This is a genomic window from Pseudomonas sp. NFR09 (assembly GCF_900111535.1).
Lineage (GTDB): Bacteria > Pseudomonadota > Gammaproteobacteria > Pseudomonadales > Pseudomonadaceae > Aquipseudomonas > Aquipseudomonas extremorientalis.
The window spans coordinates 733,692-758,196 of the sequence record NZ_FOIH01000002.1 but is presented as its reverse complement, the minus strand read 5'-3'; the positions used below and the strand labels follow the sequence as shown (position 1 = coordinate 758,196).

The window sequence follows — 24,505 nt, the reverse complement described above, 5'->3', positions numbered from 1 at the left end:
CGCATGAGCCACTACTATCCTCAGTTACCGTGAACCTGGGAATAACTAGAAATGCTCTATCTATGGATCAAAGCCTTCCACATCGTCAGCGTCGTCTGCTGGTTTGCCGGGCTGTTCTACCTGCCACGCCTGTTTGTCTACCACGCCCAAAGCGAGGACACCGTCAGCAAAGAGCGTTTCAGCGTCATGGAGCGCAAGTTGTATCGCGGCATCATGGGGCCGGCGATGATCGCCACGTTGATTTTCGGCGGCTGGCTGATCTATCTGAACCCAGGCATCTTTCATTCGGGCGGTTGGATTCACGCCAAGCTGACCCTCGTCGTACTGCTCATTGGCTACCACCATATGTGCGGCGCGCAGGTAAAACGCTTTGCCCGTGGCGAAAACACCCGCAGCCATGTCTTTTATCGCTGGTTCAATGAAGTGCCCGTTCTGATATTGCTGGCTATCGTAATTTTGGTCGTGGTCAAACCGTTCTAACTTCAATTACTTGGGGTACCTCCAATGTCGCTGCCCGCTCTGCTTGAACAACATCTGCGCCTGCCCGTCGTGGCGGCGCCGATGTTCCTGATTTCCAACCCGCAACTGGTCCTGGCGTGCTGCCGCAATGGGGTAGTCGGGAGTTTCCCGGCGCTTAACCAACGCGACAGCAGCGGGTTCAAGGCCTGGCTGGAGGAAATCGAAGCGGGCCTGGCGCTGCTGGACAACCCCGCGCCCTATGCCGTCAACCTGATCGTGCACAACAGCAATCCCCGCCTGGAGGCAGACCTGGCGATCTGCGTTGAGCATAAAGTGCCCATCGTCATTACCAGCCTGGGTGCCGTCAAAGAGCTGGTGGACGCGGTACACAGCTACGGTGGCCTGGTGTTCCACGACGTCACCACCCGCCGCCATGCCGAGAAGGCTGCCGAGGCCGGTGTGGACGGCCTGATCGCCGTAGCCGCCGGCGCCGGTGGCCATGCCGGCACCTGGAGCCCATTCTCGCTGATTGCCGAGATCCGCCAGTTCTTCGACAAAACCCTGCTGCTGGCCGGCTGTCTCAATCACGGGCACGAGATTCTCGCTGCCCAACTGCTCGGTGCAGACCTGGCCTATTTCGGCACGCGCTTTATCGGCACTACCGAAAGCCAGGCACCGGATGCGTATAAAGAGATGCTGCTCACATCGCGCGCCGCCGACATCGTGCACACTCCCGCTGTCTCCGGCGTGCCCGCCAGCTTTATGCGCCAGAGCCTGGAAAACGCCGGTTTCGACCTCGCCGCCCTGCAAGGCAAAGGCGAGGTCAACTTCGGCTCCAAGCTCAAGCCGTTGAGCGACGAGGCCAAAGCCTGGAAGACTGTATGGTCTGCTGGCCAAGGCGTCGGTGAGATTGATGATTTGCCCAGCGTCGATGAACTCGTTGCGCGCCTGGATGCCGAATACCGCAAGGCACGCGAACAGGCGGCACAACTGCGCTGGCCACGTTGACCCAACTGCCAGGCCTGCTGATTAGACGGGCCTGCACTACCTCCCTGAACAAGTGACAAGGAAGCCCGCATGAGCGACAACCGTTTCAAGATTGTGTTTGATGGAGCCTTGCTCCCGGGTGTCGAAAGCACCACGGCCAAACTGAACCTGGCCGAGCTGTTCAAGAGCGAAGTCGAAGCCATCGAAAAGCTCTTTACCGGCCGCCCGGTTGCGCTCAAGCGCGACCTGTCTCGCCCGGATGCGGAAACCTACCTCACCGCGCTGAAAAACGCCGGTGTCGACGCGCGCATTGAGCCCGAACAGCCTGTGGCCTTCAGCCTCGCTGAAACTCACGAGACGGATTCCGGCCCTTCTGGTTTCGCGCGTCCGGATGCCTCGCCTTATGCGCCTCCCCGCGCGGCGGTGGGTGATGACTTGCCCGAGTACGCCACCCTCAAAGTCTTCACTATCCATGGGCGGATCGGCCGCCTGCGCTACCTGGCATGGACCCTGGTGTTGACCCTGGCGATGCTGGTTGCGGGTGGCATCATCAGCACCGTCAGCTTTGCCGTGGCTACCGCCTCACCGATTGCGGGCACCATCATCGGAGTACTGCTGGGTCTCGCGCTGTTTGTGGCGCTGGTATGGGTCAGTGTACAAATCGGCGTGCAACGCCTGCATGACCTGGGTTGGTCGGGCTGGTTGTACCTACTCAACCTGGTGCCATTGGTGAACAGTGTCTTCCCGATCCTGTTGCTGGTACTGCCGGGCAATGCAGGAGCCAACCAGTATGGTGCGCCACCGCCACGTAACTCCACCGCGGTAAAAGTCCTCGCCACGCTGTGGTTGGCGTTTATTCCAGTCATGCTTGCCATCGTGGTGACCTTGGGCATGAACGGTTACCTGGACCAGCTCGAAGCCAACGTGGACAGCAGCTACGAAAGCAGCTCCATCACCTCCGACGAAGACGCCGACCAGGCGGCAACCGTCGAAGAAGACGAAGCGCAGAGTGCTGACGAAGCGGGCGAACCTGTAGACTCTCCAGAACAGTGAAGAAACGCCCCCGGCCTGTGATGCCTCTGTCACAGGCGCGGCGGCGTTGCGATGGAGAAAGGCATGACCCGTTACGCTCTGATCACCGGCGCCTCCAGCGGCATCGGCCTGGCCCTGGCCGAAGCACTCGCCCGTCGCGGCCGCAGCTTGATTCTGGTGGCCCGCCAGCGTGATCAGTTGGAAAGCATTGCAATCGAATTGACCCAACGCTTTGGCGTCGAAGTGCTGTTCCGGGCCTGCGACCTTGGCGAGCCACTGCGCTTGTCCGGGTTCCTGCTGGAGCTTGAAGAAGGCGAGCGGCAGATCGACCTGCTGGTGAACTGCGCCGGCATCGGCACCAGCGGGCCGTTCCTGGCCCAGGACTGGATGACCGAACAGGACCTGATGGAGGTCAACATCCTGGCCCTGACCCGAATGTGCCACGCACTCGGCAATGCCATGGCGCTGCACGGCGGCGGGCAGATTCTCAATGTGGCGTCCATCGCGGCATTCCAGCCCGGCCCGTGGATGAGCACTTATTACGCCAGCAAGGCCTATGTGCTGCATTTCTCCGAAGGCTTGCGCGAAGAACTGAAAACCTGCGGCATCAAGGTCTCGGTGCTCTGCCCCGGCCCGACACGCACCGCGTTCTTCGGCACCGCGCAGATGGACACCGCCAGGCTCGACCGCAGTCAACAGCTGATGAGCCCCGAAGAAGTGGCGCTCTACACCGTGCGCGCACTGGAAAAGAACAAAGCCATCATCATCCCCGGCCGTCGCAACCGCTGGATCGCCTTCAGCCCGCGTTTCAGCCCACGCTGGCTGACCCGCAAGATCGCCGGCGCCATCAACAAGGCCTATTGCCCACGTTGACTGGCTGAGTACACTCACCTTGCACATTCATAATGGAGAAACAGCTGTGGATACTCTGTTCACCAAGATCATCAACAGAGAAATACCCGCGGACATCATCTACGAAGATGACCAAGTCCTGGCGTTCAAGGACATCCACCCGGCGGCGCCCGTGCATTTCCTGGTCATTCCCAAGAAACACATCCCCACGCTCAATGACCTGACTGAAGAAGATAAAGCCCTGGCCGGTCATATCCTGTTCACCGCCCAGCGCCTGGCTGTAGAACAAGGGTGTGAAGAAGGTTTCCGGGTGGTGATGAACTGCAACCCGAAAGGCGGGCAGACCGTTTATCACATCCATATGCACGTGCTGGGCCAGCGCCAGATGAACTGGCCGCCGGGCTGATCAGCCTTTCAGCAAAGGTCGCAGCCCAGGCTGCGACCCCATGCCCTTGACGCAACGCAAACGCTTGCCCGTCTCTTGCGGTAAACTGGCCGCCGAGATTCTTCCCGGAGGTCAGCATGACTACCCAACGTCACTACTCGCCGATTGACCGTCTGTTGCTGCAAGCCGACATGGCCATGCGTACGCTGCTGCCCTTCAGCGGCCAGCCGTATCGCCCCTCGCCCGCCATCGTGCAGCCCGACGCGCAGATGAGCGAGACCGAGACCCGTCACGTCGCCGGCTTGATGCGCATCAACCATACCGGCGAAGTCTGCGCCCAGGCGCTGTACCAGGGCCAGGCGCTGACCGCCAAGCTGCCGCAGGTGCGCGCAGCCATGGAGCATGCCGCCGAGGAAGAAATCGATCACCTGGCCTGGTGCGAGCAACGCATCCGCCAACTGGGCAGTCACCCGAGCGTGTTGAACCCGCTGTTCTACGGTTTATCGTTTGGGATCGGCGCCGCGGCCGGCCTGATCAGCGACAAGGTCAGCCTGGGTTTTGTCGCAGCGACTGAACATCAGGTGTGCAAACACCTGGATGAACATCTGGAACAACTGCCGGCCGAAGACGAAAAGTCCCGTGCCATTCTTGAGCAGATGCGCATTGATGAAGAACATCACGCAGAAAGCGCGCTGGATGCCGGTGGTTTTCGCTTCCCGGCGCCAGTGCGGTTTGGCATGAGCCTATTGGCCAAGGTCATGACTAAAAGCACGTACCGAATCTGAGCCAAAAGAAGGGCGCTATCACAGCGCCCTTTCTTTTTGTCCGCCGATTGAGCGATCAACCCAACTCAATTATCTCGTAATCATGGGTAATGGCCACCCCGGCCGCGCCCAGCATGATCGACGCCGAGCAATACTTCTCCGCCGACAGTTCGATAGCGCGCTTCACCTGCGCCTCTTTCAGCGCCCTGCCCTTTACCACGAAATGCATGTGGATTTTGGTGAATACCTTGGGGTCTTCGGTGGCACGCTCCGCCTCCAGGAAGGCTTCGCAGCTTTCCACGGCCTGGCGGGATTTCTTCAGGATGCTGACCACGTCGAAATTGCTGCAACCGCCTACGCCCAACAGGAGCATTTCCATCGGGCGTACGCCCAGGTTACGGCCACCGGCTTCCGGCGGGCCATCCATGACCACCACATGGCCACTGCCCGACTCACCGAGGAACATGGCTTCGCCCGCCCATTGGATGCGTGCCTTCATCGCCCAGACTCCACTGCTAAAAAAGGGTCGCCAGCTTAGCACAGGGCCCGCCTGCGTCAGCGTTTGCAACAAAAGCGATCAAAAGCAGGCTTTGCGCGGAAAATTGGCTAATCGAGTCAGAATGTGTCTGTTAAGCTGACGCCAAATCGATGGCGTAATGCCACCCTTTATGCAGCGCGTATCAATGCCGATACCCGATGAATACAACAACTCCAACTATTTAGCGCAGTCTTTTCGGGATACAACCATGGTTGCCCTTACTCCCATACCCAAAATCAAGAATCTCGACAAACTGTTGATGCATTGCCAGCGCCGCCGCTACCCGGCCAAGCACAACATCATCTGCGCCGGCGAACGCTCCGAAACCCTGTTCTTCATTATCAAAGGCTCGGTCACCATCCTGATCGAGGATGAAGACGGCCGCGAAATGATCATCGCCTACCTGAACACCGGGGATTTTTTTGGGGAGTTGGGGTTGTTCGAACAAGCCGGCAAGGAACAGGAACGCAGCGCCTGGGTGCGTGCCAAGGTCGAGTGCGAAGTGGCCGAGATCAGCTACGCCAAATTCCGCGAACTGGCCCAACAAGATCCCGACATCCTTTATGTCCTCAGCGGCCAGATTGCGCAACGCCTGCGGGACACCACGCGCAAAGTCGGCGACCTGGCATTCTTCGACGTCACCGGCCGTGTTGCACGCTGCCTGCTTGACCTGTGCAAGCAACCGGACGCCATGACTCACCCCGATGGCATGCAGATCAAGGTCACGCGCCAGGAAATCGGGCGCATTGTCGGCTGTTCACGGGAGATGGTCGGACGCGTGCTCAAAGACCTGGAAGAACGCAACCTGGTGCACGTCAAAGGCAAGACGATGGTGGTGTTCGGTACCCGTTAAACCGGCAGGAAGCTGGCCAACATCTGGCGGTACAAGGTGTCCAGCCGGCTGATCGCATCGGGCGCCGGGAAGGCTTCGTGCAGGGCGATATGGCTGTCGGCACGCACCCGCTGTTCAAGACCGCAGGCTTCATTGAAGCGATTGACCGCCGCGATCAGGTCTTCGCGATCGTTTTCCAGCAACAGCGCACCGTGCACCAGGCCCACCGGGCGCCCCCCGCTTTGACGCCAGCGCTGGGCAGTGCCAACCATTTTCCGGCCATTGAGATTGACGTTGTAGCGACCGTCGCAAAATGCGCCGTCGATCTCGCCGACAGACGCATCGCCGCCCAACTCGATCAGCAAGTCGCAGATCGGCTGACATAAACGCAGGTAACCGGTTTCGATACGATTCTGGTCGCCCTCACTGCGCGGCGGGGCGTAGACCAGGGCGATGTTGACTGTGGCACTCGACTGCGGCACCGGCTCACCGCCGGTTTCACGCAGCAGCACCGGCCAACCCGCATCGGCTGAAACCTGGCTGGCGGTTTCAAAGGCCGGCAAGCGGCTCAACCGACGCGGCATGACCAAAGCCTGATCGCTGGGTTGCCAGAACAACAACCCATACTCCCGCTCACCTGCGCAAACAGCCGCCAGCAGGTCTTGCTCGGCGGCAAGTCCTGCTTCGACGGTCATCGCCACCGGCTGCGTCATCATCAATCCAGCGTCGAACCGCTGACCGCCATGCCCCGCTCCGGGAAGAACAGGCGCTGCAATTCAGCCCCCGGGTTCTCGGCACGCATGAAGGTCTCGCCCACCAGGAACGAGTACACGCCACTGATCTCCATCAACTCCACATCGGCACGGTTGACGATACCACTCTCGGTGATCACCAGACGGTCACGCGGAATCCGCGGCAGCAGGTCGAGGGTGTTTTCCAGGCTGACTTCGAAGGTGTGCAGGTTACGGTTATTGACCCCCACCAGCGGTGTGTCGAGGGTTTTCAAGGCGCGTTCCAGCTCATCGCCGTCATGCACTTCCACCAGCACGTCGAGGCCGACGCTTTTGGCGACGGCAGCCAACTCGGCCATCTTCACGTCATCCAGCGCGGAAACGATCAGCAGCACGCAGTCGGCGCCCAGGGCACGGGCTTCGACGATCTGATACGGGTCGACCATGAAGTCCTTGCGGATCACCGGCAACTTGCACGCGGCGCGGGCCTGCTGCAGGAACAGGTCGGAACCCTGGAAGTAGTCGATATCGGTCAGCACGGACAGGCAAGTCGCCCCTCCCTTCTCATAGCTGACGGCGATTTCCGATGGCACAAAGTGTTCGCGGATCACGCCTTTGCTCGGCGAGGCTTTCTTGACCTCGGCGATCACGGCCGGTTGCTTCTGCTTGGCCTGGGCGATCAGTGCATTGGCGAAACCGCGCGGTGCATCGGCGATCTTTGCCTGGGCTTCCAGCTCGGCCAGGCTCACGCGGGCGCGCCGCTCGGCAACTTCTTCAGCCTTGCGGGCCAGGATTTTTTCCAAAACGGTCGGCACACTCATCCTTCATTCTCCATCTTGAATACTGCGGTGAATGCTCCCAGCTCTTCGAGCTTCTCACGAGCCAGACCGGTGTGCAGCGCATCGTGGGCCAAGGCAACACCCTCCTTAAGACTATAGGCGTGGTCGGCTGCATAAAGTGCCGCGCCAGCATTCAAAACAATCATCTCGGCGGCTTTCTGACCGTTCTCGGTCTTGCGACGGCCCAAGGCATCACGAATCAGTTCCAGGGAGGCCGCCGGGCTTTCCACCGCCAGGCCGTGCAGGCTCTGGCTCTTCATGCCCAGGTCTTCCGGCTCGACCCAATACTCAGTGACCTGGTCATTTTTCAGCTCCGCCACGAAGGTCGGTGCCGCCAGGCTGAATTCGTCCAGGCCGTCCTTGGAATGCACCACCAGCACATGCTTGCTGCCCAGGCGTTGCAGTACTTCGGCCAATGGCCGGCACAGCGCCTGGCTGAACACACCCACCACCTGGTGTTTCACACCGGCCGGATTCGTAAGCGGGCCGAGCATGTTGAACAGGGTACGAAGGCCGAGATCCTTGCGCGGGCCGGCGGCATGCTTCATCGCACCGTGGTGGGATTGGGCAAACATGAACCCAATACCGACGTTGTCGATACAGCGCGCCACTTGGATCGGGGTCAGGTTCAGGTAGATCCCCGCCGCTTCCAGCAAGTCGGCGCTGCCACTCTTGCCGGAGACCGCGCGGTTACCGTGCTTGGCCACAGTGCAACCCGCCGCCGCCACCACAAACGAAGAAGCCGTCGACACGTTGAAGATGTTCGCACCGTCACCGCCGGTGCCGACCACGTCGACCACACCATCGAGGGTCTTGAGCTCGACCTTGTCCGCCAGCTCGCGCATGACCGACACGGCGCCGACGATTTCGTCGATGCTCTCGCTCTTCATGCGCATGGCCATCATGAACGCGCCGATCTGCGCGTCGGTGCATTGACCGGTCATGATCTCGCGCATCACATCGCTCATTTCAGCGGTGCTCAGGTCCAGGTGGCCGACGATACGGCTCAGGGCAGTCTTGATATCCATGGAAAGTCCTTAGCGCGTGCCGCCGCTCTGCTTGAGAAAATTGGCGAACAGCTCGTAGCCCTGCTCGGTCAGGATCGATTCGGGGTGGAATTGCACCCCTTCGATATTCAGTGTCTTGTGGCGCAGGCCCATGATCTCGTCGACCGAGCCGTCCTCCAGTTGGGTCCAGGCGGTCAGTTCCAGGCAATCCGGAAGGGTTTCGCGCTTGACCACCAACGAATGGTAGCGGGTCACGGTCACCGGCAAGTTAAGCCCATGGAACACGCCCTGATCATGATGGAATACCGGACTGGTCTTGCCGTGCATCACCTGGCGTGCACGCACCACGTCACCGCCAAAGGCCTGGCCGATGGACTGGTGGCCCAGGCATACGCCCAGGATCGGCAGCTTGCCGGCGAAATACTGGATCGCCTCCAGGGAAATACCCGCCTCGGTCGGCGTGCACGGGCCTGGCGAAACCACGATGCGCTCCGGGTTCAGGGCGGCGATCTCGGCGACGGTCAGTTCGTCATTGCGCACTACCTTGACCTCGGCACCCAACTCGCCCAGGTACTGCACAACGTTGTAGGTAAAGGAATCGTAGTTATCAATCATCAGCAACATGGGGGAACCTCAGGAATTGGGGGTCTGTTCAGCCAGCGCAACGGCGCGGAACATCGCGCGGCGCTTGTTCAGGGTTTCTTCCCATTCGAGGGCCGGCACCGAGTCGGCGACAATCCCGCCACCGGCCTGCACGTGCAGCTCCCCGTCCTTGATCACGGCAGTGCGGATCGCAATGGCCGTGTCCATGTTGCCGTTCCAGGCGAAATAACCCACGGCACCGCCGTAGACTCCACGCTTGACCGGCTCCAGCTCGTCGATGATTTCCATCGCGCGGATCTTCGGCGCACCCGACAAGGTGCCCGCCGGCAGAATCGCGCGCAACGCATCCATCGCCGTCAGGCCAGCCTTCAGCTCGCCGGTAACGTTGGACACGATATGCATCACGTTGGAATAACGCTCGATCACCATCTTCTCGGTGAGCTTCACCGAACCGATTTCCGAGACACGCCCGGTGTCATTACGACCCAGGTCGATGAGCATCAAGTGCTCGGCGATTTCCTTGTCGTCGCTCAGCAGGTCTTCTTCCAGCGCCAGGTCAGCTTCTTCGGTTGCACCCCGTGGGCGCGTGCCGGCGATCGGGCGCACGGTGATCAGGTTGTCTTCGACGCGCACCAGCACTTCCGGCGAACTGCCCACCACGTGGAAGTCACCAAAGTTGAAGAAGTACATGTACGGCGTCGGGTTGAAACAACGCAGCGCCCGGTACAGATCGATCGGCGCGGCCTTGAAGTCGATGGACATACGCTGCGACGGCACCACCTGCATGCAGTCGCCGGCGAGGATGTATTCCTTGATGGTATCGACGGCCCGCTCGTAATCATCCTGGGTAAAGCTTGAACGAAAGATCGGGTCGGCCGCCGGCGGACGGCTGAGGTCCAGGCCGCGACGCGGGGTGATCGGCTGGCGCAGTTTTTCCAGCAGGGCTTCGAGGCTGGCCCGGCCTTGCTCGAACGCATCGGCCTGGGACGGGTCGGCCAGCACGATCGCGTGCATCTTGCCGGCGAGGTTGTCGAACACCACGACCGCGTCGGAGACCATCAGCAGGATGTCCGGCACGCCCAACGGGTCCGGATTCGGGCATTGCCCCAGACGTTTTTCCACATAACGCACGCAGTCATAACCGAAGTAACCCACCAGGCCGCCGTTGAAGCGCGGCAGGCCGGCAATGGTCGGCACGTTGTAGCGCGCCTTGAAGGCTTCGACGAACGCCAACGGGTCTTCGACATCATGGTTTTCGATCTCGACGCCATCATGGGTAATGCTCACATGATGGTCATGTACCCGTAGCACCGTACGGCACGGCAGGCCGATGATCGAGTAACGACCCCACTTCTCGCCGCCCTGTACGGACTCGAGCAGGTAGGAGTTAGGCTCATCGGCCAGTTTCAGGTAGATCGACAGCGGCGTGTCGAAGTCGGCCAGGGTTTCGCAGGCCAGGGGAATGCGGTTGTAGCCGGCAGCGGCCAAACGCAGGAATTCTTCGCGGGTCATGATATGCCTCGTGGCTTGAGGGTCTAACAGTCAGGTATGCAAACGTGCCGCAGGGCGCGGCCAGGAACAGTCAGGCGCGCCAACGCCAGCGGGCCAGGGCCTTGATGACTTTCATCCAGAGTTTGCGAGTGACCACCACGATGGAATTTCCAGAAGGGGACGGATCGGTGTCGGGCAACGTTATCTCAGCGCCCGCTCCCAAGCAACCGGGGATTAACAGGCGCAGGTCATCAATCACCATCGCCGGCGACTCTTCGGCGATCGGCCGACCATGGTTATAGCCGTAGCTGAGGGCCACGCACTGCACGCCCGCTGCCTTCGCCGCCTGCACATCACTGCGTGAATCGCCGACAAACAACGACTGGGAGGCCGGGATATTGGCCATTTTCATCACGAAAAACAGCGCCGCCGGGTCGGGTTTTTTCTGCGGCAGGGTGTCGCCACCGATGATCCAGCGGAAATACCGACCGATTTTCATCTGGTCCAGCAGCGGCGCGACGAAGCGTTCCGGCTTGTTGGTGATCAGGGCCATTTCCACGCCCTGCTTGCTCAGCCATTTGAGGGTGTCACGTACGCCGGGGTAGACCACGGTCAGTTCATGGCCGTCTTCATAGGCGGCGTTGAACAGCTCCAGGGCGTGTTCAGCCTCGACGTCATCCACGCCTTCGGCATCGATATTATTAGCCAGGGCGCGGCGCACCAGCATCTGCGCACCGTTGCCGACCCACTCACGCACCGACTCGATCCCGGCCGGCTTGCGCCCCAGCTTGAGCAGCATCTCGTCCACCGCCGCTGCCAGGTCGGGTACCGAGTCGATCAAGGTACCGTCCAGATCGAACATCACCAGCCGTGGCAGTTTGCCGGGGAACAGCTGCTCAAAGCCGCTCATGGACGTGCCAGCGCCAGTTCGGCACGCATCTTGTCGATGACTTCCTGATAGTCCGGCGCGTTGAAGATCGCAGAGCCGGCCACGAAGGTGTCGGCGCCCGCGGCGGCGATTTCGCGGATGTTGTTGACGTTGACCCCGCCGTCGATCTCCAGGCGGATGTCGCGACCGGAAGCATCGATCAGCGCGCGAGCTTCACGCAGCTTGTTCAGGGTGCCCGGGATGAACTTCTGGCCGCCGAAGCCTGGGTTAACGCTCATCAGCAGGACCATGTCGACCTTGTCCATCACGTACTCAAGCACACTCAACGGCGTGGCCGGGTTGAACACCAGGCCCGCCTTGCAGCCGCCTTCGCGGATCAGTTGCAGGGTGCGGTCGACGTGCAGCGAGGCTTCCGGGTGGAAGGTGATGTAGGTCGCGCCGGCTTCCACGAAGTCGCCGATGATGCGATCCACCGGGCTGACCATCAGGTGCGCATCGATCGGCGCGGTGATGCCGTACTTGCGCAGCGCCGCACACACCATCGGGCCGATGGTCAGGTTGGGCACGTAGTGGTTGTCCATGACGTCGAAGTGCACGAAATCGGCACCGGCGGCCAACACCTTGTCCACTTCCTCACCCAGGCGGGCGAAATCGGCGGAGAGAATCGATGGAGCAATAACGAAGGGCTGCATGACGCACCTTTTTTGAGCTAAATCACGATGGCGCGCATTGTATACCTCATGCTTTGCCGCGCGCACCGTGACCTGGCTCAACGGCTAGTACGCCGCCCGGTAGATTTTCTCGATATCGGCGGCGCTGAGCTTGCGCGGATTGTTACGCATCAGCCGCTCAATGCCTGCCGCCTCAACCGCCATCGCCGGGATCGCGTCCTCGGGCACGCCGAAACTGCGCAGGCCTGCCGGAATCTCGACGGCGGCACACAGTCGCGTCATCGCGTCCACTGCCTGATCGGCCGCATCGTTGACGCTCAAGCCGGTGACATTCACGCCCATGGCCTGTGCAATCTCCTGCATGCGCTCCACACAGGCCAATTTGTTCCAGTGCATCACATAGGGCAGCAACAGCGCGTTGCTCACCCCATGGGCAATGTTGAAACGCCCACCCAACGGGTACGCCAACGCATGCACCGCGCCGACCCCGGCGTTACCGAACGCCATGCCGGCCATCAGGCTGGCGGTGGCCATGTCGTCACGAGCCTGCAGGTTGGCCGGGTTGGCGTAGGCCTTGGGCAGCGCCTTGGCAATCAACTTGATCGCGCCGATGGCCAGCGCATCAGTGATCGGCGAGGCATTCAGCGACAAGTAGGACTCGATGGCATGCACCAGCGCATCCACACCACTGGCGGCGGTAACGCTGCGCGGGCAGGTGAGGGTCATTTGCGGGCTGATCAAGGCCACATCCGGCAGAAGGTAGTCGCTGACGATGCCTTTTTTCAGCTGTGCGGCCTTGTCGGAAAGGATCGCCACATTGGTCACCTCCGAACCGGTGCCGGCCGTGGTCGGGATGGCGATCAACGGCGGGCCCTTGCGCGGCACCTGGTCGACGCCAAAGAGGTCCGCCAGCGCACCGTGGTAACCGGCATAGGCGGCTACGCTTTTGGCGATATCGATGGCGCTGCCGCCGCCCAGGCCGATCAGGCCGTCATGCCCGCCCTCGCGGTAAACGCGCATGCAGTCCTCGACGATGGCGATTTCCGGGTCGGGCAGTACGCGGTCGAAAATCTCGTAGGTGCGCTCGCCCAAGTGTTCGAGGGCCAGCGCCACGGTGCCGGACTTGACCAGCGCGGCGTCGGTGACGATCAGCGGGTTGTCCACATCCAGGCGGGTGAGTTCAAAGGCCAGTTGTTCGATGGCGCCAGCGCCGGTCAGCAGTTTGTGGGCGATCTTGAATGAGGAAGTACTCATGTGCGCGGCCTCTTATTAAGTGATGGGCTGGCACAAGAGTAGCTCGGAAACTCGGGTTGCCTAGCATTCAGAGGCTGAATGGTGATTTCCAACACAACACCAAACCATGTGGGAGAGGGCTTGCCCCCTCCCACACTAGAATCTCCAGCAGGCCGTTAGACTGCCGCGGTGCGCAGTTTCTCGCTACGCCCGCGCAGCCATTCCAGGGTCAGCAACAGCAATACCGAGAAGGCAATCAACAAGGTTGCCGCCGCCGCAATCGTCGGGCTGAGGTTCTCGCGGATGCCGCTGAACATCTGACGCGGCAGCGTCGCTTGCTCAGGGCCGGCGAGGAACAGCGTCACCACCACTTCATCGAACGACGTGGCGAAAGCAAACAGCGCCCCGGAAATCACCCCCGGCGCAATCAATGGCAAGGTCACTCGGCGAAACGCCGTCAACGGCGAAGCCCCGAGGCTCGCCGCCGCCCGCACCAGGTTGTGGTTGAACCCCTGCAACGTGGCCGACACCGTGATGATCACAAACGGCACGCCCAGCACCGCATGCACCACGATCAACGAGAAGAAGCTGTTACCCAGTCCCAGCGGTGCAAAGAACAGGTAACTGGCCACACCGATAATCACCACCGGCACCACCATCGGTGAAATCACCAGTGCCATCACCAGCGCCTTGCCGGGGAAGTTGCCACGGGTCAGGCCGATGGCCGCCAGGGTGCCGAACACCATGGCCAGCACCGTGGCCGCCGGGGCGACGATGATGCTGTTCTTGAGTGCACGCATCCACTCGGCCGAGGCAAAGAAGTCCTGGTACCAGTGCAGCGAAAAGCCTTGCAACGGGTACACCAGGAAACTGCCGCTGTTGAACGACAGCGGAATAATCACCAGCACCGGCAGGATCAAGAACAACAGGATCAAGCCGCAGAGGATCCGCAAGCTGTAGAACCAGACCCGTTCAACGGGCGACATGTAAGGGCTCAGCATCGCAAGGTCTCCTCAGCTCAGGCGCAGGCGACTGGCGCCCACCAGCCGGTTGTAGATCAGGTACAGCACCACGGTGGCCAGCAGCAGCAAGCCACCCAATGCCGTCGCCATGCCCCAGTTGATACTGGTGTTGGTGTAGAACGCCACGAAGTAGCTGACCATCTGGTCGTTCGGGCTGCCCAGCAGCGCCGGGGTGATGTAGTAACCAATCGCCAGGATGAACACCAGCAGGCAACCGGCGCCGACGCCGGCATAGGTCTGCGGGAAGTACACGCGCCAGAAGCTGGTGAACGGGTGGCAACCCAGGGAAATCGCCGCACGCATGTAGGTGGGCGAGATGCCCTTCATCACGCTGTAGATCGGCAGGATCATGAATGGCAGCAGGATGTGCACCATCGAGATGTAGACCCCGGTGCGGTTGAACACCAGCTCCAAGGGTTTATCGATCAAGCCCATGCCCATCAAGGCGCTGTTGATCAGGCCGCCGGACTGCAGCAACACGATCCACGCCGCCACCCGCACCAGGATCGAGGTCCAGAACGGCAGCAACACCAGAATCATCAGCAAGTTACTCTTGCGTGCCGGCAGGTTGGCCAGCAGATAGGCCAGGGGATAGGCCAGCAGCAAGCAGATGGCAGTGATTACCAGGCCCATCCAGAAGGTACGGGCGAAGATGTCCAGGTAGATTGCCTGGTCAGGTGTGGCCGGCGCGATTTCGCCGAGGTCGTCGATGCGATGATCGACGGCCGCCAGGAGGTAGAACGGTGTCAGGCTGCTGGTATTGCGCCGGATCGCCTGCCAGTACGCCGGGTCGCCCCAGCGTTCGTCGAGGTTTTCCAACGCTTCTTTATAAGAGCCGGGCGCTTCACTGAACGGCAGCGCCCGCGCGGTTTTGGTCAGCAGGCTACGGTAGCCGGCCAGTTCCATGTTCAAGCGTTTGGACAGATCGCCCAGGGTCTGGTTTTTGCGCGCTTCGCCCAGGTCCTCGCTGAGGGCCTGGTACACCGGTTCACCCGGCAAGCCACGGCCGTCCCAGGCCGTCACCGCGACCACGGTACGCGGCAAGCCGCCCACCACTTCCGGATTGCCGACGCTCTTGAACAGCAAAGCAACGATCGGCACCAGGAACACCAGCAGCAAGAACAGCACCAGCGGCGCAATCAAGGCCTGGGCCTTCCAGCGATTGAGCCGCTCGGCACGCGCCAGGCGCTGCTTGAGGGTGGGGCTGTTGACCTCGTTCGAGGGAACGGCGATGGCCATGGCTGACTCCGGTAAGACTGAAAATGACGACAGTTTCGTGCGATGTACAACAGACCCTGTGGCGAGCGGGCTTGCCCCGCGTTGGGCTGCGCAGCAGCCCCATTAAACCCACCGCGCTCTGCCTGATCGAGCGCGGCGCCTGGTTTTAGGGCCGCTACGCAGCCCAACGCGGGGCAAGCCCGCTCGCCACAATCAGCAAACACACAACAACAGTGTTGGGTTACTTGGCCGCCCAGGAATTGAAGCGCTGCTCCAGCTGCTCGCCGTTATCCGCCCAGAAGCTCACATCGATCTGCACCTGGTTGGCGATGTTTTCCGGGGTGGTCGGCATGTCCTTGAGGATGTCCTTGGCCAGCAACGGCACGGCTTGGGTGTTGGCCGGGCCGTAGGCGATGTTTTCCGAGTAGGTCTTCTGCTGCTGAGGCTGTACTGAGAAAGCGATGAATTTCTTCGCCGCTTCGGCACGGTCCTTGGCCAGGCCTTTAGGGATGGCCCAGGCGTCGAAGTCGTAGATGCCGCCGTTCCACACCACTTTGAGGTTGCTTTCTTTCTGTACGGCGGCGATGCGGCCGTTGTAGGCCGAACTCATCACGACGTCACCGGAAGCGAGGTACTGCGGCGGCTGTGCGCCGGCTTCCCACCACTGGATCGACGGCTTGAGTTCATCGAGTTTCTTGAATGCACGGTCCTGGCCATCTTTGCCGGCCAGCACTTTGTACACGTCTTTCGGCGCCACACCGTCGGCCATCAAGGCGAACTCCAGGGTGTACTTGGCGCCTTTACGCAGGCCGCGCTTGCCCGGGAATTTCTTGGTGTCCCAGAAATCTGCCCAACTGGTGGGGGCGGAGGTGAGTTTGTCGGCGTTGTAGGCGAGCACGGTCGACCACACGAAGAAACCCACGCCACATGGCTGGATGGCGCCCTTCACATAGTCGGCGGTGTTGCCGAACAGTTTCGGGTCCAGCGGCTCGAACATGTCTTCGTCACAGCCACGGGAGAGTTCCGGCGATTCCACTTCCACCAGGTCCCAGGACACGCTCTTGGTGTCGACCATGGCTTTCACCTTGGCCATTTCACCGTTGTACTCGCCGGCGACGATCTTGCCATTGCCCGCGCTTTCCCAAGGTGCGTAGAACGCCTTGACCTGGGCCGCCTTGTTCGCGCCACCGAAGGACACGACCGTCAGGTCCGGGCCTGCCATGGCCTGGGTTGCGCCGATCAAGCCAATGGCCAGCGCCGAATACTTAAGGGATCTCAACATTGTTGTTCTCTCCACGTGCAGGGTTGGTGAAGCCAGGGGGCGATCAATTCGCCTCTAGAAGTGGGTCGAGTGCGCGAACGTGCTCGACTTGCCAGCCAATCGGTACCACGTCGCCGACCGCCAGGGCTGGGTCCAGCTCGGCAATCGGTTGTTTCACGAAAAAATCGGTCTTGCCGCAGACTTCCAGGCGCACGCGCACGTGGTCGCCCAGGTAGATGAATTCCGCCACCCGCCCCGAGAAACGGTTGACGCAGCTCTCGCTGGAACCATTGAGGCTGACGCGCTCCGGGCGCACCGACAGGGTCACCGGGCCACCGACCTGGCCGACATTCACCGCCAGTGCCTCGACCTTCTCGCCCCGTGCCAGCTCCACCACGCAGCGCTCGCCGGTGTGGCTGTGCAGGCGACCATTGAGGCGGTTGTTCTCACCGATGAAGTTGGCGACAAAGGTGTTCTTCGGTTCTTCGTACAAGGTGCGCGGCGCGGCGATCTGCTGGATCTCGCCTTGATGGAATACCGCCACGCGGTCAGACATGGTCAGCGCTTCGCCCTGGTCATGGGTCACGTACACCACAGTCACGCCGAGGCGCTGGTGCAGGTGCTTGATCTCCATCTGCATGTGTTCGCGCAGTTGCTTGTCGAGGGCGCCGAGGGGTTCGTCCATCAGCACCAATTGCGGTTCGAACACCAGCGCCCGGGCCAGCGCCACGCGCTGCTGCTGGCCGCCGGAGAGTTGTGCCGGGTAACGTTGGGCGAAGGCATCGAGCTGGACCATGCTCAACACGCGTTTGACCCGCTCGCTGATATCAGTCTTGCTCAAGCCCCGCACCGACAGCGGGAACGCCAAGTTCTCGGCGACGGTCATGTGCGGGAACAAGGCGTAGTTCTGGAACACCATGCCGATGTCGCGCTTGTGCGGTGGCACGTTGTTGATGGACCGCCCGGCCAGCTGGATTTCGCCGGCGGTCGGCGTCTCGAAGCCGGCGAGCATCATCAGGCTGGTGGTCTTGCCCGAACCGGAAGGCCCGAGCAGGGTGAGGAACTCGCCCTTGCGAATCTCCAGGTTGAGGTCTTTGACGATCAGGTTCTCGCCGTCGTAGCTCTTCTGCACGCCACGAAAGCTGACCAGCACATCATTTGAATCCACCTCGCTCATACCCGCACCTTTTTGTTTTGGACTGCTGTGGAACAAGCGTAGTCCAGGCGCCAGCCCCCGGAAATCGGGGGCCAGGAGAGAATTGCATCGGTCGGATGGAAGGTTGGGGGTAGGGATTGCCCTACAGGGATGGCGCGTACGGGACAGCACAGCCGCAAGGGGCGAGCTGCAAGCGGCAAGAATGGGTTTGACGGTGTTTTGGGAGTGTCGTTATTAGATACGTCGCTAGAGGAGCTTGTGCTCCATGGCGTACTTCACCAGTTCAGCCAGTGAGGTGATATTGAGCTTTTGCATCAACCGCGCCTTGTGCGTGCTGATGGTCTTGCTGCTCAGCGCCAGCTGCTGGGCGATGTCGTTGACGTTGGCACCCTGGGCCAGGCGTTCGAACACCGAGAATTCGCGCTCGGAAAGCAACGAATGCAGCGGCCGGGTATCGGTGAGGCCGACTTCGAAGACCATGCGGTCGGCCAGGTCCGGGTCGATGTAGCGCCCGCCGGCCGCCACCTTGCGGATCGCCGTGAGCAACAGCGCCGGGTCACTGTCCTTGGTGGCATACCCGGCGGCGCCAACCTTCAAGGCGCGGGCGGCCATTTGCGCTTCGTCGTGCATCGACAACACCAGGATGGCCGGCGGATTGTTCAGCGCACGGATGCGCGCAATCGCTTCCAGGCCGTTGACGCCGGGCATCGAGATGTCCAGCAACACCACCTCGCACGGCACGTGACGCAAGGTCTCCAGCAACTGCTCGCCATTGCCGGCTTCACCCACCACCAGCAGGTCCTTGGCCAGGCCGATCAACTGCTTGATGCCTTCACGAACAATGGTGTGGTCTTCGGCTACCAGTACACGGATCACAGGCGCTTCCTCTTGGTGTTATGCATCCAACGGCACCGTGACGCTCAGGGTGGTGCCCTCCCCCAACTCGCTGTCCAGACTCAATTGCCCGCCCATGATCAGCACTCGCTCGCGCATGCCTACCAGACCGAATGATACCGGACGGCCCTGGGCCTGGACGAAACCGACGCCGTCATCACTGATGGTCAGCCGCAGATGCGTGCCTTCCACTGCCAGGGTCAGTTCGACAGTATGCGCCTGGGCATGGCGCATCACATTGGTCAGCGCCTCCTGCAGGATGCGGAACAGGCCGATGGCCTTGGCATCGCTCAAGGTCGGCAGGTTATCCGGCACCTGGACGAGGCAAGGGATGTGCGTGCGCGCCTCAAAACGCCGCGCCTGCCATTCGATGGCCGAAGCAATGCCGGCATCCAGAATCGGCGGGCGCAGCGCGGTCGCCACATCGCGTACCAATTGGAATAACTGGGCGATCAGGCGCTTCATGCTGTTCAAGCGCTCGTGCAAACCGGGGTCGAGTTGCGCATAGGCCAGCTCGCACATCGAGGTTTCGAGCTTGAGCACCGTGAGCATCTGCCCGAGTTCGTCGTGCACTTCACGGGCGATGCGGGCCTTTTCTTCTTCGCGCACGGTTTCCAGGTGGGCAGAGAGTTCGCGCAACTGCGCTTCACTTTGCAGCAACGCGGCCAACGTCCGGCGCAACTCGGTGACGTCGTTGAGGTAGACCACCAGGTACTCGGCCTCGGCAAACCGCAGAAAACTCAAGGACACATTGGTCGGCAGGATGCTGCCATCGGCACGTCGGCAATCGGTGGCAAAGTTCTGCGGGCCGTCTTCGCTGGCCCGCGCGCGTTTCCACAGGTTGAGCCAGCGGTCCATATCCAGGCTTGGATCCAGGTCAGCCAATGGCCGCTCGATCAGTGCACCGGGGCTATAGCCGAGCATGCTTTCGGCGGCACGGTTGGCGTAGCGCACATGGCTGTCCCAGTTGACCCACAAGATGCCCACGGTGCTCTGATCGATGGAAAACTGCGTCAGGCGCAAGGCTTCGGCCCCGGCGGCGCGGGCGGCGCTTTCTTCGCGGGCGGCCAATAACCCATGCTCGAGCACCCGTTGCTGGCGGCGCTGCCAGAACACGACAACCAGGCTGGCGAGCAAAAACAGGCCCAACAACAGGCTGAGGTTTTGCCACAGGCCTGGGGTTTCCGTCAGGCGTGGGTACTTGGGTTGCAGCCAGCGGCTATGCAATTGGTCCAGGTCGCGGGCGGGGATGGCGCGCAAGGCGCTTTCCATGATGCCGGCCAGCTCCGGCCACTCCCGGCGCGTGGCCACCCGCAACAACTGTGGCAGGCCGATATCCCCCACTACCGCCAACCCGGCGAACTCCGCCTCGCCGGACAAGCGACTCAATTGCGCCTCGTCCACCACCGCATAGCGTGCCTGCTGGCTCACCAGTAGCTGCAGGGCCTGGCGCTCCATCGGCACGCCTTGCAGGTTGAGGCCGGGATAGGTGCTGCGCAGGTAGTCCGCCACGGCGCTGGGCATGCGCACGGCAACGCGGGATTGCTCATCGAGTTTCTCCAACTCCACAGCGCCGCCGCCCTCGCGGATGCCGACAATGTGCTGCGGCACACGCATGTAAGGGTCGGTGAACAACCACAGGCGTAAACCGGCCGGGGTTTGTTGCAGGCCGGGGGCGATGTCCACTTCGCCCTCGCGCACAGCGGCTTCCAGTTGCTCCTGGTTGGGGAAGTTGCGCCAGGTCAGCTCGATGTTCAGTGCCTTGGCCAACCACTGCATCAACTCGACGTTCGCCCCGGACAATCGCTGCAAACGCCGGTCGTATTGCGCATACGGCGCCTGCAATACCAGGCCCACCCGCAGTTCCGGGTGCTGGGCCAGCCACTCGCGTTGCTGCACATTGAGCTGCGCCTGGGGAGTGGCGGGCGCAGGGGCGGCATTTGCGATCAAGGCAAGGCAGCAACAGCCGATAACCAGCAGACAGCGAAAAACCATGATTGACGTCTCACATCACTGACAAATACTGACCAACCCATTAGGCTGCCGGAATCACTTCTGGCCGGGAATTTACGATGCCCTTTGTTCACCGTTCGGCACTGCCAGCATTGTGCCTGTCGCTACTTATTACCAGTGCCTTTTCCGTGCAGGCCGCTGACGCCCCCGCACCGGCCGCCGAAAAACCGGTCGAGCGCCAGCCTTTACCCGAGCGTAGCCAGGAGGAAGCCAGTGCACTGGAGCGCAAAATCCCGCAACAGGAACAGCAACAATTGCAGGCCGGCAGCGATTCATTCCTGGCCCTGTGGAAACCGGCCAACAGCGCCGAGCCCGAAGGTGTGGTGATTATCGTACCGGGCGCCGGCGAAAGTGCTGACTGGCCGCAAGCAATCAGCCCGTTGCGGCACAAATTGCCGGATGCCAATTGGGGCTCCCTCAGCCTGTCGCTGCCGGATGTGAGCGTGGACACGCTGCCACCACGTGTGATGGAAGCGCCCAAGGCTACCGTCGACACCAGCAGCAAGGAAGCGAGCACCGCCGACAAACCTATCGAACAAGCCGCCAGCGCCGAAGCCGAAGGCACCGACCCGGCCGTGGTGCCTGGCGCCGATGAACAGGACAAGACCGACGCTTCGCGCATTTTCGCGCGCATCGACGCCGCAGTGGCCTTCGCCCAGACCCAGAGCGCACGCAGCGTGGTGCTGCTCGGCCATGGCACCGGCGCCTGGTGGGCCGCACGTTATTTGAGCGAGAAGCAGCCGTCCCAGGTGCAGAAGTTCGTCATGGTCGCGGCGCAGACGCCCACCGGTCGTCACCCGGATGTGCAACAACTGGCCCCCGGCCTGAAGTTGCCGACCGCCGATGTGTTCTATCAAGACAGCGCTCAATCACGCAAAAACGCACTGGCCCGTGCCCAGGCGGCCAAGCGTTTGAAGAATGATGGCTATAAGCAGGTGTCGTTGAAAGCCTTGCCCGGCAACAGTGATGCCGGGCAGGAGCAGTTGTATCGCAGGGTTCGCGGCTGGTTGAGCCCGCAGGCCAGCGTCGACTGAAACCTAGCGGAAATCCCGGCGCTCGCGAATCAACGTATAGGCGTTGTGCAATTCACGGGTACGCTCGGTCGCCTCACGCACCTGCGCGGCGCTGGCACCCGTGCCGGCAATCTTGTCCGGGTGATGGCGACTGAGCAGGCGGCGATAAGCACGCTTGATTGCCGATGGCTCGGTGGTGGCCGTCACCCCCAGCAAGCGCAACGCCTCCTGATAAGTGATGCCGCGACTGACCAATGGCCTGTGCTCAGGCTTGAAGTCAGCGGCCAATGCCTGGAGCTGTTGTGGCGTCCAGCCCAGCCATTTGCCCCACAGGTCGATCAGGTCGCGTTCGGCGTCATCCGCCTTGCCATCGGCCCACGCCATACGCCAGCACGCGCGCAACACACCTTCGGCGGCGTGGGGCTGGGCCTTGAGCACACGCAGGTAGCTGCGCATCCGGTCAGCGCCGGACTTGCCGCGATTGAACGCCGCTATCGCACGGCGCTGGGCCGACTCGGTCATGTCCAGCGAACGCATCTCCTGACGCGCCTGCTGGATATGCCCATCCACCACACGCCCATTGCTCTTGGCCAGGCGCCCCAGCAACACAAACAACAACTCGTCATTGCGCAACGCCGGGCGCCCGCCCAGGCGCTCGCGCAATTGGGCCCAACTGCGCAGTTGCAGGCGGCGGTCCAGCGCCTGCCCCAACAGTGCGCCCAACATGGCCCCCGGAATACTGGCAATGGCAAAGCCAGCCCCCGCGCCGATCAGCGTCCCTGGCCACAGCATGCTACTGCCCCGCTGCCAGCAGGGTTTCGACCTGCGCCAGGCGCTCCAGCGTGCCGACATCAATCCAGCGTCCCGCCATGTGTTCCCCCGTTACCAGACCTTTGGCCATGGCTGCCCGCAACAGCGGCGCCAGCTTGAAGGCACCCGCGCTGCACCCCGCGAACAGCCTGGGGTCGAGCACGGAAATGCCACTGAAGGTCAGGTTATCGGCACCGGCCGCCGCATCATGAAGCAAACCCTGATCCAGGTAGAAATCGCCACCCGAAGGGTGATGCGCCGGGTTATCGACCATCACCAGATGGGCCAGGCCCTTGAGCGGTTGCTTGAGCCGGGTGAAGTCGTAATCGGTCCAGATGTCGCCGTTGACCACCAGGAACGGTTCGTCGCCCAGCAACGGCAGCGCCTGGAAAATCCCGCCGCCGGTTTCCAGCGGTTCGCCTTCGGCTGAGTAACGGATGCGCACGCCAAACTGTGCACCATCCCCCAGGTAACTCTCGATCTGTTGGCCGAGCCAGGCGTGATTGATCACGATATCGGTGAAGCCCGCCTTGGCCAATGCCTCCAGGTGATACTCGATCAGGCGCTTGCCACCGGCCTGCACCAGCGGCTTGGGCGTATGCAAGGTGAGTGGCCGCATCCGCTCACCTTTGCCGGCCGCCAGGATCATCGCCTTCATACGCTTGCCTCGGTGGGCTGGCGCAAGCTGGCGAGCAATTCACCCAGTTCGCTCAGCTCAGGGCGGTCGGCGAGCACCGCTTCTATATACGCAAAGAAGCGCGGCACATCGGCCAGGTAACGTGGCTTGCCGTCGCGATGGCAGATCCGCGCGAAGATGCCGATGACCTTGAGGTGGCGCTGCACGCCCATCAGGTCGCTGGCACGCAGGAAGTCTTCGAAGTCCGCCTGCACCGGGATGCCCAGTTTCGCGGCACGCTCCCAATAGCCGCGCTGCCAGTCCCGCACGCGGGCCTTGGGCCAACTGAGGAACGCGTCCTTGAACAGGCACGTGATGTCATAGGTGACCGGCCCGTAGACCGCATCCTGGAAATCCAGCACGCCCGGGTTCGGCTCGCTGATCATCAGGTTGCGCGGCATATAGTCGCGGTGCACCAGCACGTTCGGCTGCGCGAGGGCGCTGTCGATCAGGTGGTCACTGACGCGCTGCCAAAGCGCTTGTTGCTGTGTATCCAACTCGATACCCAGGTGCCGGCGGACGTACCACTCGGGAAACAATTCCAGCTCGCGGCGCAGCAAGGCGACGTCATAGCTGGGCAGCGGCGCGTCCATCGGCAACTGCTGGAAAGCCAGCAAGGCGTCGATGGCATCGGCAAACAAGTGATCGGCGTTTTTGTCGTCAATCACGTCCAGGTAGGTTTTTCTGCCCAGGTCATTGAGCAAAAGAAAGCCTCGGGGCAAATCTTCTGCATAAATTTTTGGAACATTTATGCCCGACTTCGCCAGCAAATGAGCGATATCGACGAAAGGTTTGCAGTTTTCCTGGGGGGGTGGAGCGTCCATTACGACAAAGGTCCGCCCCCCCCCTTCCCAACGGAAGTAGCGCCTGAAACTCGCGTCGCTGCTGGCCGCGGTCAATATGGCCGGGGGGACGGCGCCCCAGCCTTGAGTGTTGAAAAGGATCGGCAACTGCTCTTCCAGCCAGGCTTCCAGCTGTTGTAAACGTAGATCTTGCTCGGGCATTACAAGGGTCTCCGACGGCGCTAGCCGTCAAGCGGGGCATGCTTTATTATCACGCATCTTTTTCAGACCATCGAGAGGCGTGCGGCCCAAACCGCGGGCAGATGGCACGCAGGAAGCCCGGACTA

26 protein-coding genes are annotated in these 24,505 nt (G+C 61.6%); 8 read left to right on the top strand and 18 right to left on the bottom strand.

Annotated elements, in window-relative coordinates; genetic code table 11:
• Window positions 1-51 precede the first annotated feature (51 nt).
• The 6 genes from hemJ to coq7 all read left to right on the top strand — a co-directional run bounded on the left by hemJ (window position 52) and on the right by coq7 (window position 4,500).
• Window positions 52-480, top strand: a complete 429-nt coding sequence (gene hemJ / locus BMX59_RS07470) for a protoporphyrinogen oxidase HemJ (RefSeq protein WP_071490210.1) — start codon at window positions 52-54, stop codon at window positions 478-480.
• Window positions 481-504: 24 nt separating this feature from the next.
• A complete protein-coding gene (locus tag BMX59_RS07465) occupies window positions 505-1,467 on the top strand; it encodes an NAD(P)H-dependent flavin oxidoreductase (protein ID WP_093120883.1) in 963 nt (320 codons plus the stop codon).
• 69 nt (window positions 1,468-1,536) lie between these two features.
• Window positions 1,537-2,499: a DUF805 domain-containing protein gene (locus BMX59_RS07460; protein WP_092242347.1), complete on the top strand. Its 963-nt coding sequence runs from the start codon at window positions 1,537-1,539 to the stop codon at window positions 2,497-2,499.
• 63 nt (window positions 2,500-2,562) lie between these two features.
• A complete protein-coding gene (locus BMX59_RS07455; RefSeq protein ID WP_092242344.1) occupies window positions 2,563-3,351 on the top strand; it encodes an SDR family NAD(P)-dependent oxidoreductase in 789 nt (262 codons plus the stop codon).
• 46 nt (window positions 3,352-3,397) lie between these two features.
• The gene (locus BMX59_RS07450; RefSeq protein ID WP_010206940.1) at window positions 3,398-3,736 is read left to right on the top strand and encodes a histidine triad nucleotide-binding protein; all 339 of its coding nucleotides are present in this window, start codon (window positions 3,398-3,400) and stop codon (window positions 3,734-3,736) included.
• 116 nt (window positions 3,737-3,852) lie between these two features.
• Window positions 3,853-4,500 carry a 2-polyprenyl-3-methyl-6-methoxy-1,4-benzoquinone monooxygenase gene (gene coq7, locus BMX59_RS07445; protein ID WP_015886151.1) on the top strand — a complete coding sequence of 216 codons (648 nt, stop codon included), beginning with the start codon at window positions 3,853-3,855 and terminating at the stop codon, window positions 4,498-4,500.
• Window positions 4,501-4,555: 55 nt separating this feature from the next.
• On the opposite strand, the gene BMX59_RS07440 is transcribed toward coq7, so the two are convergent.
• Window positions 4,556-4,978, bottom strand: coding sequence for an OsmC family protein (locus BMX59_RS07440; protein WP_005792019.1), 423 nt, complete (start codon window positions 4,976-4,978; stop codon window positions 4,556-4,558).
• Window positions 4,979-5,225: 247 nt separating this feature from the next.
• Here BMX59_RS07440 and crp point away from each other — a divergent pair, with 247 nt between their 5' ends.
• Complete coding sequence (crp, locus tag BMX59_RS07435; protein ID WP_071490216.1) at window positions 5,226-5,870, top strand: cAMP-activated global transcriptional regulator CRP; 645 nt, start codon at window positions 5,226-5,228, stop codon at window positions 5,868-5,870.
• Here the strand turns inward: crp and BMX59_RS07430 are convergent.
• From BMX59_RS07430 to BMX59_RS07365, 14 genes are all read right to left on the bottom strand, one after another.
• Entirely contained in the window at window positions 5,867-6,565 is a 699-nt protein-coding gene (locus BMX59_RS07430) for a lipoate--protein ligase family protein (protein ID WP_170856046.1), read from the bottom strand. The genes crp and BMX59_RS07430 overlap by 4 nt on opposite strands.
• Window positions 6,565-7,401, bottom strand: coding sequence for an indole-3-glycerol phosphate synthase TrpC (gene trpC / locus BMX59_RS07425; RefSeq protein ID WP_071490218.1), 837 nt, complete (start codon window positions 7,399-7,401; stop codon window positions 6,565-6,567). The genes BMX59_RS07430 and trpC overlap by 1 nt, the downstream gene beginning before the upstream one ends.
• Window positions 7,398-8,447 carry an anthranilate phosphoribosyltransferase gene (gene trpD, locus BMX59_RS07420; RefSeq protein ID WP_071490219.1) on the bottom strand — a complete coding sequence of 350 codons (1,050 nt, stop codon included), beginning with the start codon at window positions 8,445-8,447 and terminating at the stop codon, window positions 7,398-7,400. The genes trpC and trpD overlap by 4 nt, the downstream gene beginning before the upstream one ends.
• Before the next feature lie 9 nt (window positions 8,448-8,456).
• Window positions 8,457-9,050, bottom strand: a complete 594-nt coding sequence (locus BMX59_RS07415; RefSeq protein WP_071490220.1) for an aminodeoxychorismate/anthranilate synthase component II — start codon at window positions 9,048-9,050, stop codon at window positions 8,457-8,459.
• Window positions 9,051-9,059: 9 nt separating this feature from the next.
• The gene (gene trpE / locus BMX59_RS07410) at window positions 9,060-10,541 is read right to left on the bottom strand and encodes an anthranilate synthase component I (RefSeq protein WP_071490221.1); all 1,482 of its coding nucleotides are present in this window, start codon (window positions 10,539-10,541) and stop codon (window positions 9,060-9,062) included.
• 70 nt (window positions 10,542-10,611) lie between these two features.
• The gene (locus BMX59_RS07405) at window positions 10,612-11,430 is read right to left on the bottom strand and encodes a phosphoglycolate phosphatase (RefSeq protein ID WP_093120876.1); all 819 of its coding nucleotides are present in this window, start codon (window positions 11,428-11,430) and stop codon (window positions 10,612-10,614) included.
• Window positions 11,427-12,101: a ribulose-phosphate 3-epimerase gene (gene rpe / locus BMX59_RS07400; protein WP_071490223.1), complete on the bottom strand. Its 675-nt coding sequence runs from the start codon at window positions 12,099-12,101 to the stop codon at window positions 11,427-11,429. The genes BMX59_RS07405 and rpe overlap by 4 nt, the downstream gene beginning before the upstream one ends.
• Before the next feature lie 84 nt (window positions 12,102-12,185).
• Complete coding sequence (locus BMX59_RS07395; protein WP_071490224.1) at window positions 12,186-13,334, bottom strand: iron-containing alcohol dehydrogenase; 1,149 nt, start codon at window positions 13,332-13,334, stop codon at window positions 12,186-12,188.
• Window positions 13,335-13,489: 155 nt separating this feature from the next.
• The gene (locus BMX59_RS07390; RefSeq protein WP_015886162.1) at window positions 13,490-14,314 is read right to left on the bottom strand and encodes an ABC transporter permease; all 825 of its coding nucleotides are present in this window, start codon (window positions 14,312-14,314) and stop codon (window positions 13,490-13,492) included.
• Window positions 14,315-14,326: 12 nt separating this feature from the next.
• Window positions 14,327-15,574: an ABC transporter permease gene (locus BMX59_RS07385; RefSeq protein WP_071490225.1), complete on the bottom strand. Its 1,248-nt coding sequence runs from the start codon at window positions 15,572-15,574 to the stop codon at window positions 14,327-14,329.
• A 220-nt stretch (window positions 15,575-15,794) separates the two neighbouring features.
• Complete coding sequence (locus BMX59_RS07380; protein ID WP_071490226.1) at window positions 15,795-16,835, bottom strand: ABC transporter substrate-binding protein; 1,041 nt, start codon at window positions 16,833-16,835, stop codon at window positions 15,795-15,797.
• Window positions 16,836-16,878: 43 nt separating this feature from the next.
• Complete coding sequence (locus tag BMX59_RS07375; RefSeq protein WP_058424775.1) at window positions 16,879-17,991, bottom strand: ABC transporter ATP-binding protein; 1,113 nt, start codon at window positions 17,989-17,991, stop codon at window positions 16,879-16,881.
• A 225-nt stretch (window positions 17,992-18,216) separates the two neighbouring features.
• Window positions 18,217-18,846: a response regulator gene (locus BMX59_RS07370; RefSeq protein WP_071490227.1), complete on the bottom strand. Its 630-nt coding sequence runs from the start codon at window positions 18,844-18,846 to the stop codon at window positions 18,217-18,219.
• 18 nt (window positions 18,847-18,864) lie between these two features.
• Window positions 18,865-20,859 carry a PAS domain-containing sensor histidine kinase gene (locus tag BMX59_RS07365; protein WP_092242326.1) on the bottom strand — a complete coding sequence of 665 codons (1,995 nt, stop codon included), beginning with the start codon at window positions 20,857-20,859 and terminating at the stop codon, window positions 18,865-18,867.
• 77 nt (window positions 20,860-20,936) lie between these two features.
• Between BMX59_RS07365 and BMX59_RS07360 the strand changes: the two genes are divergently transcribed.
• Window positions 20,937-21,911: an alpha/beta hydrolase family protein gene (locus BMX59_RS07360; protein WP_093120867.1), complete on the top strand. Its 975-nt coding sequence runs from the start codon at window positions 20,937-20,939 to the stop codon at window positions 21,909-21,911.
• A 3-nt stretch (window positions 21,912-21,914) separates the two neighbouring features.
• On the opposite strand, the gene BMX59_RS07355 is transcribed toward BMX59_RS07360, so the two are convergent.
• Genes BMX59_RS07355 through BMX59_RS07345 form a run of 3 tightly spaced genes read right to left on the bottom strand, consistent with a single transcriptional unit; the run spans window position 21,915 to window position 24,380 of the window.
• A complete protein-coding gene (locus BMX59_RS07355) occupies window positions 21,915-22,682 on the bottom strand; it encodes a TerB family tellurite resistance protein (RefSeq protein WP_093120864.1) in 768 nt (255 codons plus the stop codon).
• Between the two features lies 1 nt (window position 22,683).
• Entirely contained in the window at window positions 22,684-23,358 is a 675-nt protein-coding gene (gene murU, locus BMX59_RS07350; protein ID WP_071490231.1) for an N-acetylmuramate alpha-1-phosphate uridylyltransferase MurU, read from the bottom strand.
• Window positions 23,355-24,380 carry an aminoglycoside phosphotransferase family protein gene (locus BMX59_RS07345; RefSeq protein ID WP_093120861.1) on the bottom strand — a complete coding sequence of 342 codons (1,026 nt, stop codon included), beginning with the start codon at window positions 24,378-24,380 and terminating at the stop codon, window positions 23,355-23,357. The genes murU and BMX59_RS07345 overlap by 4 nt, the downstream gene beginning before the upstream one ends.
• Window positions 24,381-24,505 lie beyond the last annotated feature (125 nt).

Coding starts and splice junctions, on each gene's coding strand:
- BMX59_RS07345 (WP_093120861.1), bottom strand. CDS start 24,380: ATGCCCGAGCAAGATCTACGTTTACAACAGCTGGAAGCCTGGCTGGAA.
- BMX59_RS07405 (WP_093120876.1), bottom strand. CDS start 11,430: ATGAGCGGCTTTGAGCAGCTGTTCCCCGGCAAACTGCCACGGCTGGTG.
- BMX59_RS07460 (WP_092242347.1), top strand. CDS start 1,537: ATGAGCGACAACCGTTTCAAGATTGTGTTTGATGGAGCCTTGCTCCCG.
- BMX59_RS07365 (WP_092242326.1), bottom strand. CDS start 20,859: ATGGTTTTTCGCTGTCTGCTGGTTATCGGCTGTTGCTGCCTTGCCTTG.
- crp (WP_071490216.1), top strand. CDS start 5,226: ATGGTTGCCCTTACTCCCATACCCAAAATCAAGAATCTCGACAAACTG.
- trpC (WP_071490218.1), bottom strand. CDS start 7,401: ATGAGTGTGCCGACCGTTTTGGAAAAAATCCTGGCCCGCAAGGCTGAA.
- rpe (WP_071490223.1), bottom strand. CDS start 12,101: ATGCAGCCCTTCGTTATTGCTCCATCGATTCTCTCCGCCGATTTCGCC.
- BMX59_RS07465 (WP_093120883.1), top strand. CDS start 505: ATGTCGCTGCCCGCTCTGCTTGAACAACATCTGCGCCTGCCCGTCGTG.
- BMX59_RS07360 (WP_093120867.1), top strand. CDS start 20,937: ATGCCCTTTGTTCACCGTTCGGCACTGCCAGCATTGTGCCTGTCGCTA.
- BMX59_RS07430 (WP_170856046.1), bottom strand. CDS start 6,565: ATGATGACGCAGCCGGTGGCGATGACCGTCGAAGCAGGACTTGCCGCC.
- BMX59_RS07415 (WP_071490220.1), bottom strand. CDS start 9,050: ATGTTGCTGATGATTGATAACTACGATTCCTTTACCTACAACGTTGTG.
- BMX59_RS07385 (WP_071490225.1), bottom strand. CDS start 15,574: ATGGCCATCGCCGTTCCCTCGAACGAGGTCAACAGCCCCACCCTCAAG.
- BMX59_RS07390 (WP_015886162.1), bottom strand. CDS start 14,314: ATGCTGAGCCCTTACATGTCGCCCGTTGAACGGGTCTGGTTCTACAGC.
- BMX59_RS07455 (WP_092242344.1), top strand. CDS start 2,563: ATGACCCGTTACGCTCTGATCACCGGCGCCTCCAGCGGCATCGGCCTG.
- trpD (WP_071490219.1), bottom strand. CDS start 8,447: ATGGATATCAAGACTGCCCTGAGCCGTATCGTCGGCCACCTGGACCTG.
- BMX59_RS07440 (WP_005792019.1), bottom strand. CDS start 4,978: ATGAAGGCACGCATCCAATGGGCGGGCGAAGCCATGTTCCTCGGTGAG.
- trpE (WP_071490221.1), bottom strand. CDS start 10,541: ATGACCCGCGAAGAATTCCTGCGTTTGGCCGCTGCCGGCTACAACCGC.
- BMX59_RS07395 (WP_071490224.1), bottom strand. CDS start 13,334: ATGAGTACTTCCTCATTCAAGATCGCCCACAAACTGCTGACCGGCGCT.
- hemJ (WP_071490210.1), top strand. CDS start 52: ATGCTCTATCTATGGATCAAAGCCTTCCACATCGTCAGCGTCGTCTGC.
- BMX59_RS07355 (WP_093120864.1), bottom strand. CDS start 22,682: ATGCTGTGGCCAGGGACGCTGATCGGCGCGGGGGCTGGCTTTGCCATT.
- BMX59_RS07375 (WP_058424775.1), bottom strand. CDS start 17,991: ATGAGCGAGGTGGATTCAAATGATGTGCTGGTCAGCTTTCGTGGCGTG.
- BMX59_RS07380 (WP_071490226.1), bottom strand. CDS start 16,835: ATGTTGAGATCCCTTAAGTATTCGGCGCTGGCCATTGGCTTGATCGGC.
- murU (WP_071490231.1), bottom strand. CDS start 23,358: ATGAAGGCGATGATCCTGGCGGCCGGCAAAGGTGAGCGGATGCGGCCA.
- coq7 (WP_015886151.1), top strand. CDS start 3,853: ATGACTACCCAACGTCACTACTCGCCGATTGACCGTCTGTTGCTGCAA.